Origin of the sequence: Stenotrophomonas sp. SrG (assembly GCF_050031795.1) — a bacterium.
In the GTDB taxonomy this organism is placed as follows: Bacteria; Pseudomonadota; Gammaproteobacteria; order Xanthomonadales; family Xanthomonadaceae; genus Stenotrophomonas; species Stenotrophomonas rhizophila_A.
Genome location: NZ_JBNBBE010000005.1, coordinates 1 through 16,298, shown reverse-complemented (window position 1 = coordinate 16,298; position 16,298 = coordinate 1). Strand labels below are relative to the sequence as shown.

Sequence of the window (16,298 nt, the reverse complement as noted above, 5' to 3'; positions counted from 1 at the left end):
TCGAGTTCCCGATGATCATTCTTGCTTGCATTACTGACCGTACATGACTGTCTTCGGCGACCCAAACAATTTCGCACTCATTGCCGCGAGCGTCCAATCCTGGAACGAAAGGCCTGGCCTGGGGAATGGCATATTTCACTTCGTTGTAGATGGTCGGCTATTCCCACGACGAGCGAGGGTATCAGCGCTCTCGGCAGACATTGGTAGCTTGTCGTCCGGTAATGCTCTTGTGGATCTCCCAGAGAATTCCGCTGTGTCAAGTCTTGGTACGGATGATGCATTCCGCTTTCTGCTGAATGGAATGCTTCCCTACATCCTTATGGATGAAGATGAGATTCCCGATAACTTCCAGACTGACTATACCTACCAAGCCTCGACGAACAATTTGGAGGATGAGAATTGCTTCGCCTTTGCAGTGAAGGTTGGCCATCAGGTCAGGGTGCTCGCAGCGGAAATCGTGCTGGACTCCCTTGCCGGTGGTAATCGCTTGTTGGATGTATCCGAGGCGTGGATCGATGTGAAGGAGCTCGCGGAAATTATTGATCTTGCGAAAGAGGCCTTCAAGAATCGAAGCCTCTAGCTGCCTCCAGCAGTTGCGCGATCCCTGCGACCGGGTGGTCGGTCCGGGGTTTCCTGGATCGTGGCGAAGCCTCTGGTGGCGACTTGACTCGGATTTGCAGGGAAAGGCGATAGATGTCTCCCAGTGCGGCGCCATTGCCATGACAGATGCAGTCACAGTGAGCTTATGTTCGCGGATGCGCAAAGGCGCACTGCAGCCGACACTTCTGCAACACCGACCAGGAAACCCTATGAAAGCCATACTTCGAAGTATTTCAAGCGACACGTTCAATATCCGGACATGGAGTCCGGAAGATGCAGAATGCTTCGCGCTTGACCTCCTGCTGAAGATTGGCGCGGAGGGATCTGATGGCGCCGATAACTTTGATTTGAAAGTGTGCAGCCCCAGCTGGTTGGCGCAGACGTCGTGGAGCTTCCGGTGGGGACGTGGCTTGCTGATCGTTGCAGAGTACGATTTAGCTGCAGTTGAGAAGGAGATATCGGCGCATGTTGCCGCTTGTCAGGGTGACACTTGGATCGACATTGCAGTCAAACTCTCCCGAACCTTGATGTGGGAGTTCGAAGACTACGTTCAGTAACCTAGGCAGTTGCTTGGGGGGAGGACTGGTGAGCCTTCCTCACGCTGAAATGCGCTACGTGTAGCCCTTTTGATCAATGTGCCCGGCATCGCGACTGCGCCAATTTTCTACCGTAGAGCTATGTAGTAATGAATGGAGCGGTTCTTCCAGCGTGGTTGCACTCAATCGTATTTGCAGTGCTATCGGTCTACATTTTCATGCTTTGGGCTGGCTTGAAGCGCGACTCTCTGAGTGAGGCGCAGAAGCGTTTGGTTGACCGCATTGAAGTTCTTCGGTCACCGGGCGCGGCCTTGTCTGTTGGCTGCATGTTTCTGGCTCTCGCAGTCGGCAATGCCGTTTGGGCTTATGGGTACCGGTGGTGACCGTTACCTGCGATGCTATGCACGTGTGTGGATCTTCGGCTATGCCAAAGCGCCCGCACCGAAACTTCAAAAATGACTGATTCATGATGAAACACGGAATGTACGCCTCAGCCGCAATCATGCTCCTCTCCATGGCGGGCACCTCCGTGGCGCTTGCCGAATGTCAGTCGGAAACAAGGGACCTGGAGGGCTCCCCCGCTACGGCTGAGGTCTGCATCGTATCGGTAGGGATGTTCAAACCCAACAAGGTGACCGCGAGCATCAACGGGAAGGCCGTGTTCAGCGGTACAGATGCCAAGGATGTCATTTTCGATGGCCGATATCAGCGAAAGGTGCTGAGTGGCGGTTGCAACGAGATGGTGTCCATCCTGGACATGGCCACAATGAAGAGCGCACCCATCGCGGTGCTGCCTGAGAGTTTGGTGTCTGAGTGCCATATCGCAGCTGACGCGGATGGCCATGCGTTACCGTTTGAGAAGGACGCGGCCTGCAGCAAGAGCTTCTACACCGCGCTCGGTCCGCTGCTGGGCAAGCTGATGCCCGCCGCAAACGCAAAGCGCTGCACGGTAGTGCTCGACGCGGTTGAGGTTCTTAGCAAGGAATTCAAGCTGTAGGCAGGGTCTGTGACGGGGCGCTCCCAGCACATCGCCGAAGCCACAGCGTGTTGAGCCATCTCCCCTGCACCCCGCGCATCCGGCCGCCGAATCAAGCACAATCGGGTAATGCGCCGAATCCGCCTCCCGCTCGTGCTGCTCACCGCCTTCCTGCTTGCCGCCTGCGCCAGCACCGATGTGCGTAGCCCGCTGGCGACGTGGGTACCTTCGCCGAACCACAACGTGCGCAACCCGGTCATCATCGTGCTGCACCACACCGACCAGGACAACGTGCAACAGAGCCTGTACACCCTGCGTACCGCCAACAGCGGTGGCAAGGTCAGTGCGCATTACCTGGTGGGCTCGGATGGCCACCTCTACCAGCTGGTGGCCGACAACCGCCGTGCCTGGCATGCCGGAGGCGGCCGCTGGGGCACCATCACCGACCTCAACTCAGCGTCGATCGGCATCGAGATCGACAACGACGGCAGCAGTCCGTTTGCCGCGGACCAGATCGCCGCGCTGATCCGCCTGCTGGATGATCTGTGCACCCGTCTTAACATCCCGCGCACCCAGATCATCGCCCACTCCGATCTGGCGCCGGCCCGCAAGCAGGACCCCAGCCGCTATTTCCCGTGGCAGCGGCTGGCCGAAGCAGGTTTCGGCGTCTGGCCCCGCGCCAGTGACGGCCCGGCGCCGGAGGGCTTCGACCCGTGGCTGGCCCTGCAGGCTTTCGGCTACCCGCTTGACGACCGCGCCGCCGCCGCCGGCGCCTTCCACCGCCGTTTCCGTGGCCGCGACGACCTCCCGCCCACGCTCGACGTCGAGGACGCCCGCATCCTGCATTCGCTGCTCCTGCAGCGGTAGAGCGGCCGGTTGGTCCGCTGCTTCAGCAACCCCCTACAATCAATCGCTGATACCGCCCAGAACGAGCATCCATGAAGGCCAAGCGCATCACCGCTGCAACCAGGCACCCTGCCTTGACCCTTCTAGGTCTGTCCCTGCTCAGCGCCTGCAGCGTCAGCACTCCCAAGTCCGATGCGCCGCCGTCTGCAAGTCCCGCCACCTACGCAAAGGCGGAATGGAACGCGCTCCCCGCGGTCAGCGACAGCGACCTGCAGGCCGGCTTCAGCGCTTGGCGCAGCGCCTGCCCGCGGCTGAAGAGCGACGCCACCTGGGCGCCCACCTGCGCGGCGGCTGCCAACATCGCCAACACCCCAACGGCGATCCGCCAGTTCCTGCAGGACCGCCTCGAGGTCTATTCGCTGCGTGCCGGCGGCCACCGCGCCGATGGCCTGATCACCGGTTACTACGAGCCGGTGTACAGCGGCAGCCTCACCCGCACTGCCAAGACGTCCGTACCGGTCTATGGCGTGCCGACCGACATGGTCAGCGTGCAGCTCGATGAGCTCTACCCCGAGCTCAAGGGCAAGCGCCTGCGTGGCCGCGTGGAAGGGCGCGTGCTTCGCCCCTACGACGACGCAGCAAAGATCTCCGCCAAGGGCGTCAACGCGCCCGTGCTGGCCTGGCTGTCCAACCCGATGGACCTGCAGTTCCTGCAGATCCAGGGCTCGGGCCGCATCCGCCTGGACGACGGCCGCCAGTTGCGCATCGCCTACGCCGACCAGAACGGGCATCCCTACCGCCCGATCGGCCGCTGGCTGGTGGCGCAAGGTGAGCTGAAGAAGGAGGACGTCACCATGGACGCGATCCGCGCCTGGGCCGATGCACACCCGCAGCGCGTGACCGAGCTACTGGCCAGCAACCCCAGCTATGTGTTCTTCACCAAGGGGCCGGAAGGCGACGAAGGCCCGCGCGGCTCGTTGAACGTGCCACTCACCGCCGGCTACAGCGTGGCGGTGGACCGCACCGTGGTGCCATTGGGGAGCCTGCTGTGGCTGTCCACCACGCGCCCGGACGGCAGCCCGGTGGTGCGCCCGGTGGCCGCGCAGGACACCGGCGGCGCCATTGCCGGCGAAGTACGGGCTGACCTGTACTGGGGCACGGGCGACGCCGCCGGCAAGCTGGCGGGGGACATGAAGCAGAAGGGCAACCTCTGGCTGCTGTGGCCGAAGGGTGCCGCCCTACCCACCATTACGGCCGCTGGCGGCTGAGGACCCACGCATGGCGATCTTCTACGTAGTGGTCGCGGTGATGGTGCTGGAGATCATCCTGGAGCTGACCTGGAATCCGCTTTACTTCGTCACCGGTATCCGCCTGTTCAACGAGCGCATACCCGCCAACGCCGCCATGCGCGAGAGGCTGGTGCTGAACTGCCTGGAACGCGATGTAGCCACCCAGAGGTGGCTGCCGCTGGTATTCCGCGCGCTTCCCGACGGCCGCATGGCCTTCCGCGAGAGCTTCGGCATGAACTTCACCGGGCGCTACTACCCGGTGATGCGTGGGCTGGTAGTGGTGGATGCCAAGCGCAACCAGGTACGCGTGGAAGGCATCTGCAACTGGATGACGCTTGCCATCGGCGGGCTGTGCGTGGCGATGCCCTTGGTAGTCGCGGCCGCCTGGCCGATGCTGATGATGCTGGGGCTGTTCGTCGGCTGCTACCTCTTCCAGCGTCGGCGCTACCACGGCGTGGCTGACGCGCTGCGCGAACAGATGCGTGTGGAGCTGCCGGAAGCGATCATGGCGTTGAGGCGCCGCACCCAGTAGAACTACTGCGCCCAGCGCAGTGATTCTGCGCAGGTAGCCGCCGTGCGCCAGGGCTAGCATTCCAGCTTCAAGCCCCCTCGAGTCATATCCATGCACGAAGGACTGCTCAAAAGCTGGAACGCCGGCGCCACGCGCCAGGCCATCATCGCCTACGTCGCACGGGTCACCCTGGAGGACGGCCCCGACTACGTGCCGCCGGCCGCACGGATCGCCGTGTTCGACAACGACGGCTGCCTGTGGTGCGAAAAGCCCATGCCGATCCAGGCCGGCTTCCTGTTGCGCCGCATTGCCGAACAGGCTGAAGCAGACCCGTCGCTACGCGACCGGCAACCCTGGAAAGCCGTTCATGAAAAGGACCAGGCGTGGCTGGGCGATGTCATCACCAAGCATTACGAAGGCGATGACACCACGCTCAAGGAAATGGCGGCCGGCCTGCTTTCGGCCTATGCCGAAGATGACGTGGAGTCGTTCGCCAGCAAGGCCGACCAGTTCCTGCGCAGCGCGGAGAACCCGGTGCTGAAACGCCCCTACCTGAAGACCGCCTACGCGCCCATGCGCGAGCTGCTGCAGTACCTGGAAGCCAACCAGTTCACCAACTACATCGTGTCCGGTGGCGGACGCGATTTCATGCGGCCGATCACCCGCGAGCTGTACGGCGTTCCGCCCGAGCGCGTGGTCGGCACCACCGTCGCGCTGCAGTACCGCGAAGAAGACGGCATCGGCAAGTTGGTCCACACCTCGAAACTGGAGGTGTTCGACGACGGCCCGAACAAAGTGGTGCGCATATGGAGCCGCATCGGTGCGCGCCCGATCTTCGCTGCCGGCAACTCCAATGGCGACATCCAGATGCTGCAGTTCGCCACGCAGGGGAAGGGCGCCTCGCTGGCGTTGCTGGTTACCCACGATGATGACGAGCGGGACATTGCGTATACCTCGGGCGCCCAGAAGTCGGTGGCGCTGGCGAAGGAGCGCGGGTGGCCGCTGGTCAGCGTCCGGGAGGACTGGGCGAAGGTGTTCGTGGATTAGCGGCGGACCCGATATCATCCCCACCAGAACATCTGGAGATGATGACGAGTGAGAAAGTCCATGGAAGGCGTGATCCGCGCAGTAAGCCGCGTGGTGCTTTTTGTCGGCATGGCCGTGGTGGCCTGCAGCGCCCATGCGCTCAGCGATGAAGAAGCAACCCTGCTGAAGAGTATCCAGACAGCCGCAAAATCGGGCAACGCGAAAGCAGAGTACCAACTGGCCAATCTGTATCTCAGCGGTGCCGGTGTCCGCAAAGATGCGGCGAAGGCCGCCGCTTGGTATCGCAAGGCGGCTGACAAGGGCTACGGTCCTGCCCAATCCGAACTGGGTGCGCTCTACCTGCGTGGAATCGGCGTGCCCAAGGACGAGGCCCAGGCCATCGTCTGGGTGCGAAAGGCGGCGGAGCAGGGCGAAGTGATTGCACAGTCCGACCTGGGCATGCTGTATCTCAATGGACAGGGCGTGGAACAAGACAACGCCCAAGCGCTGGTCTGGCTGCGCAAGGCGGCCGAGCAGGGCTCTGCCGCCGGGCAGCACAACCTTGCCAGCCTGTATCAGCGGGGCGGCGCAGGTCTCGCCAAAAACGATGATGAAGCCAAGCGCTGGTACGGCAAGGCAGCGCTGCAGGACGGATCGCAACTCGGCGTCAGTCAGTCGCGCATGGCGCTCTGCCTGTATCGCGGCGAATACGAGGTGTGGTGCGGCGAGGCCGAAAGTCCGGGAGCCTTCGGCCCCGTGGAAGACCTGGTAGCGGCCGCAGAGGGTGGCGACACCCAAGCGCAGACCAGGCTCGGCGACATCTACGGCAAAGGGATCGGAGTGCAGAAGGACGAGCCCCAGTCGTTCAACTGGTACCGCAAGGCGGCCACCGCCGGATACGCCCCGGCCCAGACCCGGCTGGGCTATCTCTATTCCATCGGGCGCGGTGTACCCAAGGATGAGGAGGCAAGCATCGCCTGGTACTGCGAGGCAGCAGTGCAGGGATACCGCAGGGCCCGCGCCGACCTCGAGATCCTGCGCACCTACGGGTTGTTCGATCCGGACGAGTGCCCACAGCGCCGGGCGCTACGATGACACCTGTAGCGCCACGCCCTGCGTGGCTCCACGCTGGTGGAAGTCGAATGAGTTACTGGCGCACGTCCTGAGGGGGCCCGCCAATGCCGTTACGTCGCTCTGGGATTCCTGCAGCGGACGGAAGGGGAAATAGACCCTCGTTTTGCACTACATTGGTGCAATGACCCCCGCACCACCGTCTCCGTCCCTCGAAGTCCTTGGCACCCCTGTCGCCTGGGCCGATGCCGAAGGCCGCGTCGCCGGCTGCAACCCGGCCTTTGCGCGCTGGCTGGGGGTAAGCGTGCGACGCCTGCTCGGCCAGCCGCTGGCCTCGCTGGAGGTACAGGGCGAGGCGCTGGCCCACTTCCTGGCGCGCGGCGAGCGCGACACCCTGCGCCTGCACCGGCTGGCCTTGGCCCTGCCCGGGGAGGCCCCGCGCTTCGCCGAGGGCTGGCTGAGCCGGCATGAGGAAGACGGCTGGCTGCTGGAAGCGCACCCGGTGGATGAGTTCCCCGGGTTGGACCCGACCCAGGCCCTGCCCAGTGCCCTCAGTGCCGCCCTCAAAGGCCTGGCCCACGAGCTGCGCAACCCGCTGGCCGGCCTCAAGGGCGCGGCCCAGCTGCTGGCCCGTCGCAGCGCCCAGCGCGACCCGGAAGAGCGCGAGCTGATCGAGCTGATCGGCTCGGAAATCGAACGGCTGAACGGGCTGCTGGAACAGTTGTTGTCGCCGGCTCCGGCCGCGCCGCATGCGCCCCTCAACATCCACGCCTCTTTGGAGCGCGTGCTGCGCCTGGCCGAAAGCGAAGGCGGCTGGGCGGTGCGCCTGCAGCGCGATTATGACCCCAGCATTCCCGAATTCGACGGCGACGCCGACCGTCTCACCCAAGCGATATGGAATCTGGTGCGCAATGCGATCCAGGCCGGGGCGGGTACCGTCACCCTGCGCACCCGGGTGGAACATGGCGTGCGCATCGGCGACCAGCTGCAGCCGATGGCGCTGCGCCTGGAGATTGCCGATGACGGCCGTGGCGTGCCCGAAACGCTGGCCGAGCACCTGTTCCTGCCGTTGGTCAGCGGCCGCGCCGAAGGCACCGGGCTGGGCCTGGCGCTGGCCCAGCAGGTGGCGCGCGAACACCGCGGCACGCTGACCTACCGCTCGCGCCCCGGGCATACCGTATTCACCGTGCATCTGCCGATCGGGCAAGGCACCCCCGCTGCCGAGGAGACCGCGCATGGCGGATGACAGCCAAGCCACCGCCCAGCGTGTCTGGGTAGTGGATGACGACCGCGCGGTACGTTTCGTGCTGTGCACCGCGCTGCGCGATGCCGGCTATGCGGTGGAAGGTTTCGATGGCGCGGCGGCGGCCTTGGAGATGCTGGGCAGCCAACCCGCCCCGGACCTGTTGTTCACCGATGTGCGCATGCCGGGCGATGACGGGCTGGTGTTGCTGGACAAGCTCAAGGCCGCGCACCCGCAACTGCCGGTGATCGTGATGTCGGCCTATACCGATGTGGCCAGCACCGCCGGTGCGTTCCGTGGCGGCGCGCAGGAATTCCTGTCCAAGCCGTTCGATCTGGACGATGCGGTGGCCCTGGCCCAGCGCGTGCTGCCGGAGCCGGACACCCCCCTGGTCGAGCCCAGCCTCCCGTCAGTGGAGCCCGCGCCTGACCAGCGCCCGCAGCTGGTCGGCGACACGCCGGCCATGCGCGCGCTGTTCCGCGCCATCGGCCGCCTCGCGCAGGCGCCGCTGTCGGTGTTGATCAACGGTGAAACCGGCACCGGCAAGGAACTGGTGGCGCATGCGCTGCACCACGAATCGCCGCGCGTGCAGGGCCCGTTCGTGGCGCTCAACACGGCGGCCATTCCGTCCGAACTGCTGGAAAGCGAGCTGTTCGGTCATGAGGCCGGCGCATTCACCGGGGCGCAGCGCCGCCATGTAGGCCGCTTCGAGCAGGCCAATGGCGGCACGCTGTTCCTGGATGAAATCGGCGACATGCCGCTGCCGTTGCAGACCCGCCTGCTGCGCGTGCTGGCCGAAGGCGAGTTTTTCCGTGTGGGTGGCCGCGAATTGATCCGGGTGGATGTGCGCGTGATTGCGGCCACCCACCAGGACCTGGAAACGCTGGTGGCGCAGGGCCGCTTCCGCGCCGACCTTCTGCATCGGCTGGACGTGGTGCGGCTGCGCCTGCCGCCGCTGCGCGAGCGCCGCGATGACGTCGCCCAGCTGGCCGACACCTTCCTGGCCGCCGCCGCGCGCAAGCTGGATACGCCGCCCAAACGGCTCACCGCCGCTGCGTTGCAGGCGCTGCGCGAGCACGACTGGCCGGGCAACGTGCGCGAGCTGGAAAACGTGTGCTGGCGCATGGCCGCACTGGCTGCATCCGACACCATCGGCGTGGCCGATGTGGACAGCGCGCTGCATCGCGGTGCCGGGCCGCGCACCCGCGCGCAGGGCGATCCCAGCCAATGGGAAGCCCTGCTCTCGGCGTGGGCCCGGCAACGGCTTGCAGAAGGCGCCGAAGGCCTGCATGCGCAGGTGCGCGACCGGGTGGACCAGGCGCTGCTGGAGGCGGCGCTGCAGATTACCCACGGCCGCCGTGCCGAAGCCGCCGCGCGGCTGGGCATGGGCCGCAATACCCTGACCCGCAAGCTCGGCGCCGGGCGCCGACGCGGCGGATGAACCCCGCGTTCACCGCCTTTCATGGTGTGTGGACGACCCCAACGCTAGTTTGCAGATCCAAGGAGTACCCCATGCGTCGTTCCCACATCGCCCTGCTGACGCCGACCCTGCTGGTGCTTGCCGCTTGTGGCAGCGCCCCGCAGAAGGCGCCTGCGCCGGCACCCAGCGTGCCGGTGGTGAGCACCGCCCGGCAGGCTGAAGCCAACCTGGCGCCGGCGTCGGCCAGTATCGTCAGCGGGCGCCTGGTGATGGTGCCGGACGCCAGCGGCGTGCACATCACCGGCACCATCGGTGGACTGCGGCCGCTGCAGGCGGCGGCGTTCCATGTGCATGAACGCGGCGACTGCAGTGCCGTTGACGCCAGCAGCGCGGGGGCGCATTTCAACCCGTTCAACCAGCCGCATGGCCGCAACAGCGCTGGGGCACATCACATTGGCGACATGGACAACCTGCGCGCCGACGCGCAGGGCCGGGTCAGCGTCGATGTACGCCTGCCAGCGGTTACCCTCGGCGGCGGTGCAGCCACCGACATCGTCGGTCGTGCGCTGGTGGTTCATGCCAACGCCGACGATTACCGCAGCCAGCCGGCAGGTAACGCCGGCGCCCGAATCGCCTGCGGCGTCATCCGGGTCACGCGCTGAACGCGCTGTCCAATGACGTCGCTTTTTCCCTCGTTACCCGCAAGGAGATCCACATGCGCCTGATCCATACCTCACTGTTCGCCGCCATTGCCGCCATCGGCCTGACCGCCTGCAACAAGCCGGCCGATGCGCCCGCCGCCGATCCCGCCGCCGCCACCCCGCCGATCGCCGAAACCGCGCGCACCACCGAAGCGCCGCCGGCGATGACCAGCGAAGCGCACGCCAACCACAGTGCCGTGGCCGAGCTGGCCCCGACCCAAGGCAATGACGTGAAGGGCAACGTGACCTTCAGTGTCGTCGACGGCAAGGTCCACGTGAAGGGCCAGGTCAGCGGCCTGAAGCCGAACAGCGAACACGGCTTCCACATCCATGAGAAGGGCGACTGCAGCGCGCCGAACGGCGACAGCGCCGGCGGCCACTTCAACCCGAGCAAGGAAGACCACGGCAACGTGGCCACCACCCCGCACCACGGTGGCGACATCCCCAACATCAAGGCCGACGCCCAGGGCAACGCGGTGGTGGATGCAGCCGTGTCGACCAACGTCAACATCGGCGAAGGCAACGACAGCGACATCATCGGTCGTGGCCTGATCGTGCATGCCGACCCGGACGACTACAAGACCCAGCCGACCGGCAACGCCGGTGCGCGCCTGGCGTGTGCGGTCATCAAAGCCGCACCGTAACCGGTAGCGCCGGCCGTTGGCCGGCCCCGTGAAACGAAGAACGCCGGCATCGCCGGCGTTTTTCTTGAACGGTAGCGCCACGCCCTGCGTGGCTGCGCGGCGTCACCGTCAGCGGGTCAACAATTCCCGCGCATCCTGGCCCGCTTCGCAATGCACGAACAGCACCGGCAGCCCGTGCGCTTCCAGCACGGCAGCCATCTGCCGCTGACGCATCAGGTACTGCTCGTAGATGCCCTGCAGGCGGTCGCAGTTGCCCTTGTCGTGGCTGTAGTAGCTGCACCAGCCGGCCGGATCGAACAGTGCCATACGCACTTCGCCGTCAGCGTATCGAAGCAGCGGTTCCGGCGCTCTGTCCAGCCACTGCTCCGACTGCGGCGCCATCAGCGCCGTTTCTATCAGCGGCCACAACTCGGCCAGGCCCTGGTTGTCGTATTGCATCGACATCATCGCGGCCAGGTCGTTCACCGTGAAATACCGGGCGTGCTCGATCTGCGCGCCGAAGGCGTTCTGCGCCTGCAGGGCGGTATCGGCCTGGGCCATGCCCTGGGCCAGCAGCACCTCTTCCAGTGCTTCGGCTACGGCGGTGGTCTGGGTCACGTCGGTGCCCGTCAGCAGGAACGGCACCACGCGCAGGCCACCGCCGGTGAGGCTCGCATCGGCCTGGAACGGCAGCGGCACTTCGCCGTCGGCACCGGCGCCGAACGCCAGCAGGCGCGGGCCTTCGTTGCGGCCGGGCGCACGCATCTGCAGTTCTTCCAGGCGGCGGTGGATCGGCCAGCCGGGGCGCAGGACTTCGGCGGGGTCGAAATGGGCGCCGGCGAACACGAAATCGAGTCCGCTCACGCCGGGTACCAGCTTGGCCAGGTCGCGGCCAACGCGGTCGGCCAGTTCGCCCGCCTGCGCGGATGTCAGGGCCGCGTGGCGGGGGGCGTCTCCTCCGGCCAGTTCCAATGCCAGTACGCCAAGGGCATTCATGCCGGGGTCGGGTTTGCTCATGGGTTCACAGTTGGCCCATCACAGGGCGGCAGCTACACTTGGCCCCATTATGCCTGCTCCTTCGTGCAGGCCATGTTGCAGACACCCCTCCCATGCCAGGTATCTCCATGCCCAACGCTCGTCCCGTCGCCATTCTCGGTGGCGTCCGCATCCCGTTCTGCCGCCAGAACACCGCCTATTCGGACGTTGGCAACCTGGGCATGTCGGTACGTACGCTTGGCGCGCTGGTGGAACGGTTCGGCCTGCACGGGCAGCAGCTGGGCGAAGTGGCGATGGGCGCGGTGATCAAGCATTCCAGCGACTGGAACCTGGGCCGCGAAGCCACGCTGTCCTCGGGCCTGTCCCCGCTCACCCCGGGCATCACCATGCAGCGCGCCTGCGGCACCTCGCTGGACACGATCATCGCGGTGGCCAACAAGATCGCGCTGGGCCAGATCGAATCGGGCATCGGCGGCGGTTCGGACACCACCTCCGACGTGCCGATCGTGTACGGCAAGAAGCTGCGCGCGCGCCTGCTGGCCGCCAACCGCGCCAAGACCACCGGCGACAAGATCAAGGCGATCGTGCGCGGCTTCAAGCTGGGCGAACTGAAGCCGGAATTCCCGGGCGTGGCCGAACCGCGCACCGGCAAGAGCATGGGCGACCACTGCGAAGACATGGCCAAGGAGTGGAACATCTCCCGCGATTCGCAGGACGAGTGGGCGGTGTCCTCGCACAAGAAGCTGGCCGCGGCCTATGAGCGCGGTTTCTTCAATGACCTGATCGCGCCGTTCCGCGGCGTGGAGCGCGACAACATCCTGCGCGCGGATACCTCGCTGGAAAAGCTCGCCACGCTGAAGCCGGCCTTCGACAAGGTCTCCGGCCGCGGCACGCTGACCGCGGCGAACTCCACCCCGCTCACCGATGGTGCGTCGGCGGTGCTGCTGGCCAGCGAGGAATGGGCGCGCGCGCATGGCCACGAACCGCTGGCCTACCTGCGCGATTCGCAGGTGGCCGCCGTTGATTTCGTGCACGGCGAAGGCCTGCTGATGGCGCCGACCATCGCGGTGCCGGAAATGCTCAAGCGCAATGGCCTGACCCTGCAGGATTTCGACATCTACGAAATCCATGAAGCCTTCGCCGCGCAGGTGCTGTGCACCCTGCGTGCGTGGGAAAGCGAAGACTACTGCCGCAACCGCCTGGGCCTGGATGCGCCGCTGGGCAGGATCGACCCGGCCAAGATCAACCCGTTGGGGTCGTCGCTGGCCACCGGCCATCCGTTTGCGGCTACCGGTGCACGCGTGATCGCCACGGCGGCCAAGCAGCTGGCCGAACGCGGCGGTGGCCGCGCGCTGGTCTCGATCTGCACCGCCGGCGGCATGGGCGTGGTGGCGATCGTCGAGCGCTGAGTTGTTCGCATCGCGCAAAAAAAAAGGCCGCCCGGTTGGGCGGCCTTTTTTGTTGGGGACGGCGTCAGCGGATCGGGTTGCCGTATTCATCGCGCTCGTCGCGATGGATGTCGCGCACCGGCAGCGGTTCGCTCATCAAGGATAGTTCTTCGACCGTGGCGCGTTCGGGCACTACGGCCGCCAGTGGGGCGACCGGGCGCGCGAGCACCACGCTGTCTTCCCCGCGCTGCTGGCGCAGGGCGTTGGTGTAGCACTGCGCGGCGAGCGCGGGTTCGCCGCGTGCGGTGAAGACCTCACCCAGCGCTTCCCAGGCGGGGGAGCCGGCGCCGGCGGCGATGGCGCGGTGCAGGTAATCCTCGGCCTGGACGTGCTCACCCTGGCGCGCGGCGATGCGGCCGAGCGCCAGCAGCAGGGCCGGGCTGGACGGCTGCTGGCCCAGCCAGCGCTGCAGGTTGGCCTGGCGGGTGGCCAGCTTCTCCACCGGCATCTGACCGTACAGCGTCACCAGCGATTCGTCCCAGCGCGTATCCAGCGCCTGTTCCAGGTTGAGCAGGGCCGGTTCATCCCAATCCAGCGCCACGGCGCGCAGCGCGTAGGCCGACACCACATCGGGGTCGCTGCGCAGGGCCTTCGGGGTGGCTTCCCACTGCGCGGCCAGCGCATTCACATCGCCCGCCTCCAGCAGCGACTGCGCGGCCAGGCGCACTTCCAGTTCGGCCACGGCCTCATCGGGCAGCACCTTCTGCTTGCGCAGCGCGCCCAGCTGGCCGTAGGCCTCGTGCGCGCGGTCGGCACGTGCCAACGCTTCGGTGCGAAGCCACAGGCCGCGCGGCGGCAGCGGCTGGATGCCGGGGGCATCCAGCGCGTTGATCGCATCCACCGGGCGCTCCTGCTGCAGCAGGCGTTCGGCCTGCATCAGCGCATAGGCGGTGGCATCAGTGGTGGACAGGCGCTGCAGGTACTGGTCCACCGCGGCCTGGTCCCCGCGCGCTTCGGCGCTGCGGATGGCGGTCACGTAGGCCACCGCGCTTACTTCTTCGTCCTCGGCGGCGGTGCCCAGCAGCTTCTCGGCGCGCTGCCAGTGGCCGTACTCATGCGCCTGCATGCCTTCGATCAGGCGGGCGCGGCCCTGCTTGCGGCGGTAGCGGCCCCAGGCACGGAACGGCGAGGCCACCAGGCTCCACAGCAGCCACAGCACCAGCAGGCCCACCAGCACCATCAGTGCCACCTGCGGCACGGTGGAGCGGTAATCGTTGCCGCCGGCGCGGTAGATCACCTCGCCGTACTGGCGCAGCGATTCGGTGCCCAGCCATTGCGCGGCCACCACGCCCAGCACCACGGCCAGCAACAGCACCACCACGGATTGAATCGGCTTCATGTATCAACTCCCATCGCGCATGGCGCGCAGTTGCTGCAGGGTGCTGCCCAGTTCGGGCAGCGGCGGGCGTAGCACTTGGGTGCGCAACTGCTGCAGTTCACCACGACGCTCGCGCAGGCCGGGTGAATCCGGCCACAGCCGTGGCATCCACAGCGCCACCCGATCCAATGCCTGTTCAAAGCCGGCCTGGTCGCCGCGTTCAACCGCGGCACGGGCCAGGGTCAGCTCCAGCTGCAGCGAATCCCATGCGGCGGTGCGCTCGGCGCGGGTCAGAGGACCCTGCACTGCGGTGGGGGTGATGGTCACGAACGGGGCGAGCACGTGGTGCCACCACGGCGGCGCAGCGGTGTCCGTCGCCGGAGCGATCTGTTCGGGCAGCGCCAGCAGCGACTGCGAGAAGGTGCCAAGGCGCTGGTTGATGCCGGCGCGCACGCCCGGACCGAGGGCATCGACCGCGTTACGTTCCTGCATCAGCGCTTGGCGCAGGTTGAGGAACTCGGTGCCCTGGACGTCTTCCAGCGCCGTGGCCGCCAAGGCGTACAGGCGCTTGGCGCCCTCCACGTCATCGGCGAACGCCAGGCGCTGGCCGGCCTGGCTGAGCAGCAGTTCGGCCTCTTCCAGCTGCAGCGCCTGCGCGTTGTGGCGGGTGCTGTCGGCCAGCCGTGCCAGGTTCTCTTCCAGCAGGGCATTGCGCTGGCTCAGGCCCAGCATTTCATCGCGCAGCACCCGGTTGGTGGCGGCCGCATCCTGCACCCGCTGCGAGGTGGAGCGCTGGTCGCGGCGCAGCGCTTCCACGCTGCCGGCCAGGCCCTGCACGAGCACGGCGGCATCGGCCTCGCGCTGCGCGACACGCGCCTGCTGCGCCTGCCATTGGGTCCAGCCCCACGCGGCGCCACCGGCCACCACCGCAAGCGCGGCAAGCGGCACGATCCAGCGCAGCGGTCGGTGGGGCGGGGGCGGAACCATGTCGTTCATGCAGGCATCCTTGTCGACCGCGCCGGTGCATTCACGAGCTGGCGATCGACGAAGTGCACAGCATCGCTCGCCGCCCGCAGGCCCTGCAAGGCCGCAAACGACCCCTGTTCAGGAAGTTGCCGCAGTGGTGACAGCCGCGTGTGCGGCCTGCGCCAGCTGCGCCGGCAGCGGGCCGGCGGCGAGGGTGACCCGCGTGAATCCGGCGTCCGTCGCCAGCGCGGCCAAGCGCTCGCTGGCGGCCACCACGTGCGCCTGGCGCAGCTGCGCCAGCAGGTCCGCCGGCAGCTGTTGGCTGAGCAGCGCCAGGGCCTCGGCACTGCTCAGCGCCAGCACCCACGGCCCGGCCTGGTGGCGCAGCCGCTGCAGTTGCCGGGGCGGCAGGCGCAGCGCTCTGCGCTGGTAAACATCCACCCGCTGCAACGTCGCGCCACGTTCCTGCAGCGTACTGGCGATGATGCCGCGCCCGCCGGGGGCGGTAACCAGCGCCGCGCGCAGGCCCTGCAGCTGGGCCAGCGCCGGCAGGTCGAGCAGGCCTTCGCTGTCCATCCGGGTGGGAGCCACCACGTTGTCAACGCCATGCCCGCGCAGCGCAGCGGCAGTGCCGGCGCCTACCGCCAGCCAGGTGCCGGCGTGCGGGGCCTGCAGCGGCTGCAGCCGCGCGGCGGCATGCACCGCCGCCGGGCTGCTGAACACCACGA

Annotated in this window: 17 protein-coding genes; 13 read left to right on the top strand and 4 right to left on the bottom strand. The window is 66.7% G+C overall.

What is annotated here, in order from left to right; all coding sequences use genetic code 11:
* Positions 1–43: 43 nt before the first annotated feature.
* The 12 genes from ACQG3P_RS06120 (at position 44) to ACQG3P_RS06065 (ending at position 10,863) form a co-directional block, all read left to right on the top strand.
* Complete coding sequence (locus tag ACQG3P_RS06120) at positions 44–580, top strand: immunity 42 family protein (RefSeq protein WP_426804518.1); 537 nt, start codon at positions 44–46, stop codon at positions 578–580.
* A gap of 229 nt (positions 581–809) precedes the next feature.
* Positions 810–1,157 (top strand): immunity 8 family protein, encoded by a 348-nt coding sequence (locus tag ACQG3P_RS06115; RefSeq protein WP_426804517.1) that lies wholly within the window; start codon positions 810–812, stop codon positions 1,155–1,157.
* 460 nt (positions 1,158–1,617) lie between these two features.
* Entirely contained in the window at positions 1,618–2,133 is a 516-nt protein-coding gene (locus ACQG3P_RS06110) for a hypothetical protein (RefSeq protein WP_426804516.1), read from the top strand.
* 108 nt (positions 2,134–2,241) lie between these two features.
* Positions 2,242–2,979 (top strand): N-acetylmuramoyl-L-alanine amidase, encoded by a 738-nt coding sequence (locus ACQG3P_RS06105; protein ID WP_426804515.1) that lies wholly within the window; start codon positions 2,242–2,244, stop codon positions 2,977–2,979.
* A gap of 71 nt (positions 2,980–3,050) precedes the next feature.
* Positions 3,051–4,226: a murein transglycosylase A gene (mltA, locus tag ACQG3P_RS06100; protein ID WP_426804514.1), complete on the top strand. Its 1,176-nt coding sequence runs from the start codon at positions 3,051–3,053 to the stop codon at positions 4,224–4,226.
* A 10-nt stretch (positions 4,227–4,236) separates the two neighbouring features.
* Positions 4,237–4,779, top strand: coding sequence for a hypothetical protein (locus tag ACQG3P_RS06095; RefSeq protein WP_217539271.1), 543 nt, complete (start codon positions 4,237–4,239; stop codon positions 4,777–4,779).
* A 90-nt stretch (positions 4,780–4,869) separates the two neighbouring features.
* Positions 4,870–5,805 (top strand): HAD family hydrolase, encoded by a 936-nt coding sequence (locus ACQG3P_RS06090; RefSeq protein WP_426804513.1) that lies wholly within the window; start codon positions 4,870–4,872, stop codon positions 5,803–5,805.
* Between the two features lie 60 nt (positions 5,806–5,865).
* Entirely contained in the window at positions 5,866–6,879 is a 1,014-nt protein-coding gene (locus ACQG3P_RS06085; RefSeq protein ID WP_426804512.1) for a tetratricopeptide repeat protein, read from the top strand.
* Positions 6,880–7,039: 160 nt separating this feature from the next.
* Positions 7,040–8,101 (top strand): two-component system sensor histidine kinase NtrB, encoded by a 1,062-nt coding sequence (locus ACQG3P_RS06080; protein WP_068848254.1) that lies wholly within the window; start codon positions 7,040–7,042, stop codon positions 8,099–8,101.
* Complete coding sequence (gene ntrC / locus ACQG3P_RS06075) at positions 8,091–9,539, top strand: nitrogen regulation protein NR(I) (protein WP_426804511.1); 1,449 nt, start codon at positions 8,091–8,093, stop codon at positions 9,537–9,539. The genes ACQG3P_RS06080 and ntrC overlap by 11 nt, the downstream gene beginning before the upstream one ends.
* A 71-nt stretch (positions 9,540–9,610) precedes the next feature.
* On the top strand, positions 9,611–10,180 hold the full coding sequence (locus tag ACQG3P_RS06070; RefSeq protein ID WP_095362473.1) for a superoxide dismutase family protein: 570 nt from the start codon (positions 9,611–9,613) through the stop codon (positions 10,178–10,180).
* 53 nt (positions 10,181–10,233) lie between these two features.
* Positions 10,234–10,863: a superoxide dismutase family protein gene (locus tag ACQG3P_RS06065; RefSeq protein ID WP_426804510.1), complete on the top strand. Its 630-nt coding sequence runs from the start codon at positions 10,234–10,236 to the stop codon at positions 10,861–10,863.
* A gap of 108 nt (positions 10,864–10,971) precedes the next feature.
* Here ACQG3P_RS06065 and ACQG3P_RS06060 read toward each other — a convergent pair whose 3' ends face one another.
* Positions 10,972–11,859: a hypothetical protein gene (locus tag ACQG3P_RS06060; protein WP_426804509.1), complete on the bottom strand. Its 888-nt coding sequence runs from the start codon at positions 11,857–11,859 to the stop codon at positions 10,972–10,974.
* Between the two features lie 92 nt (positions 11,860–11,951).
* Between ACQG3P_RS06060 and ACQG3P_RS06055 the strand changes: the two genes are divergently transcribed.
* Positions 11,952–13,247: an acetyl-CoA C-acetyltransferase gene (locus ACQG3P_RS06055; RefSeq protein WP_095362474.1), complete on the top strand. Its 1,296-nt coding sequence runs from the start codon at positions 11,952–11,954 to the stop codon at positions 13,245–13,247.
* Positions 13,248–13,311: 64 nt separating this feature from the next.
* Here the strand turns inward: ACQG3P_RS06055 and ACQG3P_RS06050 are convergent, their stop codons facing one another.
* From ACQG3P_RS06050 to ACQG3P_RS06040, 3 genes are all read right to left on the bottom strand, one after another.
* On the bottom strand, positions 13,312–14,625 hold the full coding sequence (locus ACQG3P_RS06050; RefSeq protein WP_426804508.1) for a heme biosynthesis protein HemY: 1,314 nt from the start codon (positions 14,623–14,625) through the stop codon (positions 13,312–13,314).
* A gap of 3 nt (positions 14,626–14,628) precedes the next feature.
* Positions 14,629–15,600 carry a uroporphyrinogen-III C-methyltransferase gene (locus tag ACQG3P_RS06045; protein ID WP_426804507.1) on the bottom strand — a complete coding sequence of 324 codons (972 nt, stop codon included), beginning with the start codon at positions 15,598–15,600 and terminating at the stop codon, positions 14,629–14,631.
* 108 nt (positions 15,601–15,708) lie between these two features.
* A partial coding sequence (locus ACQG3P_RS06040) for a uroporphyrinogen-III synthase (protein ID WP_426804506.1) occupies positions 15,709–16,298 on the bottom strand: 590 nt, incomplete at its 5' end.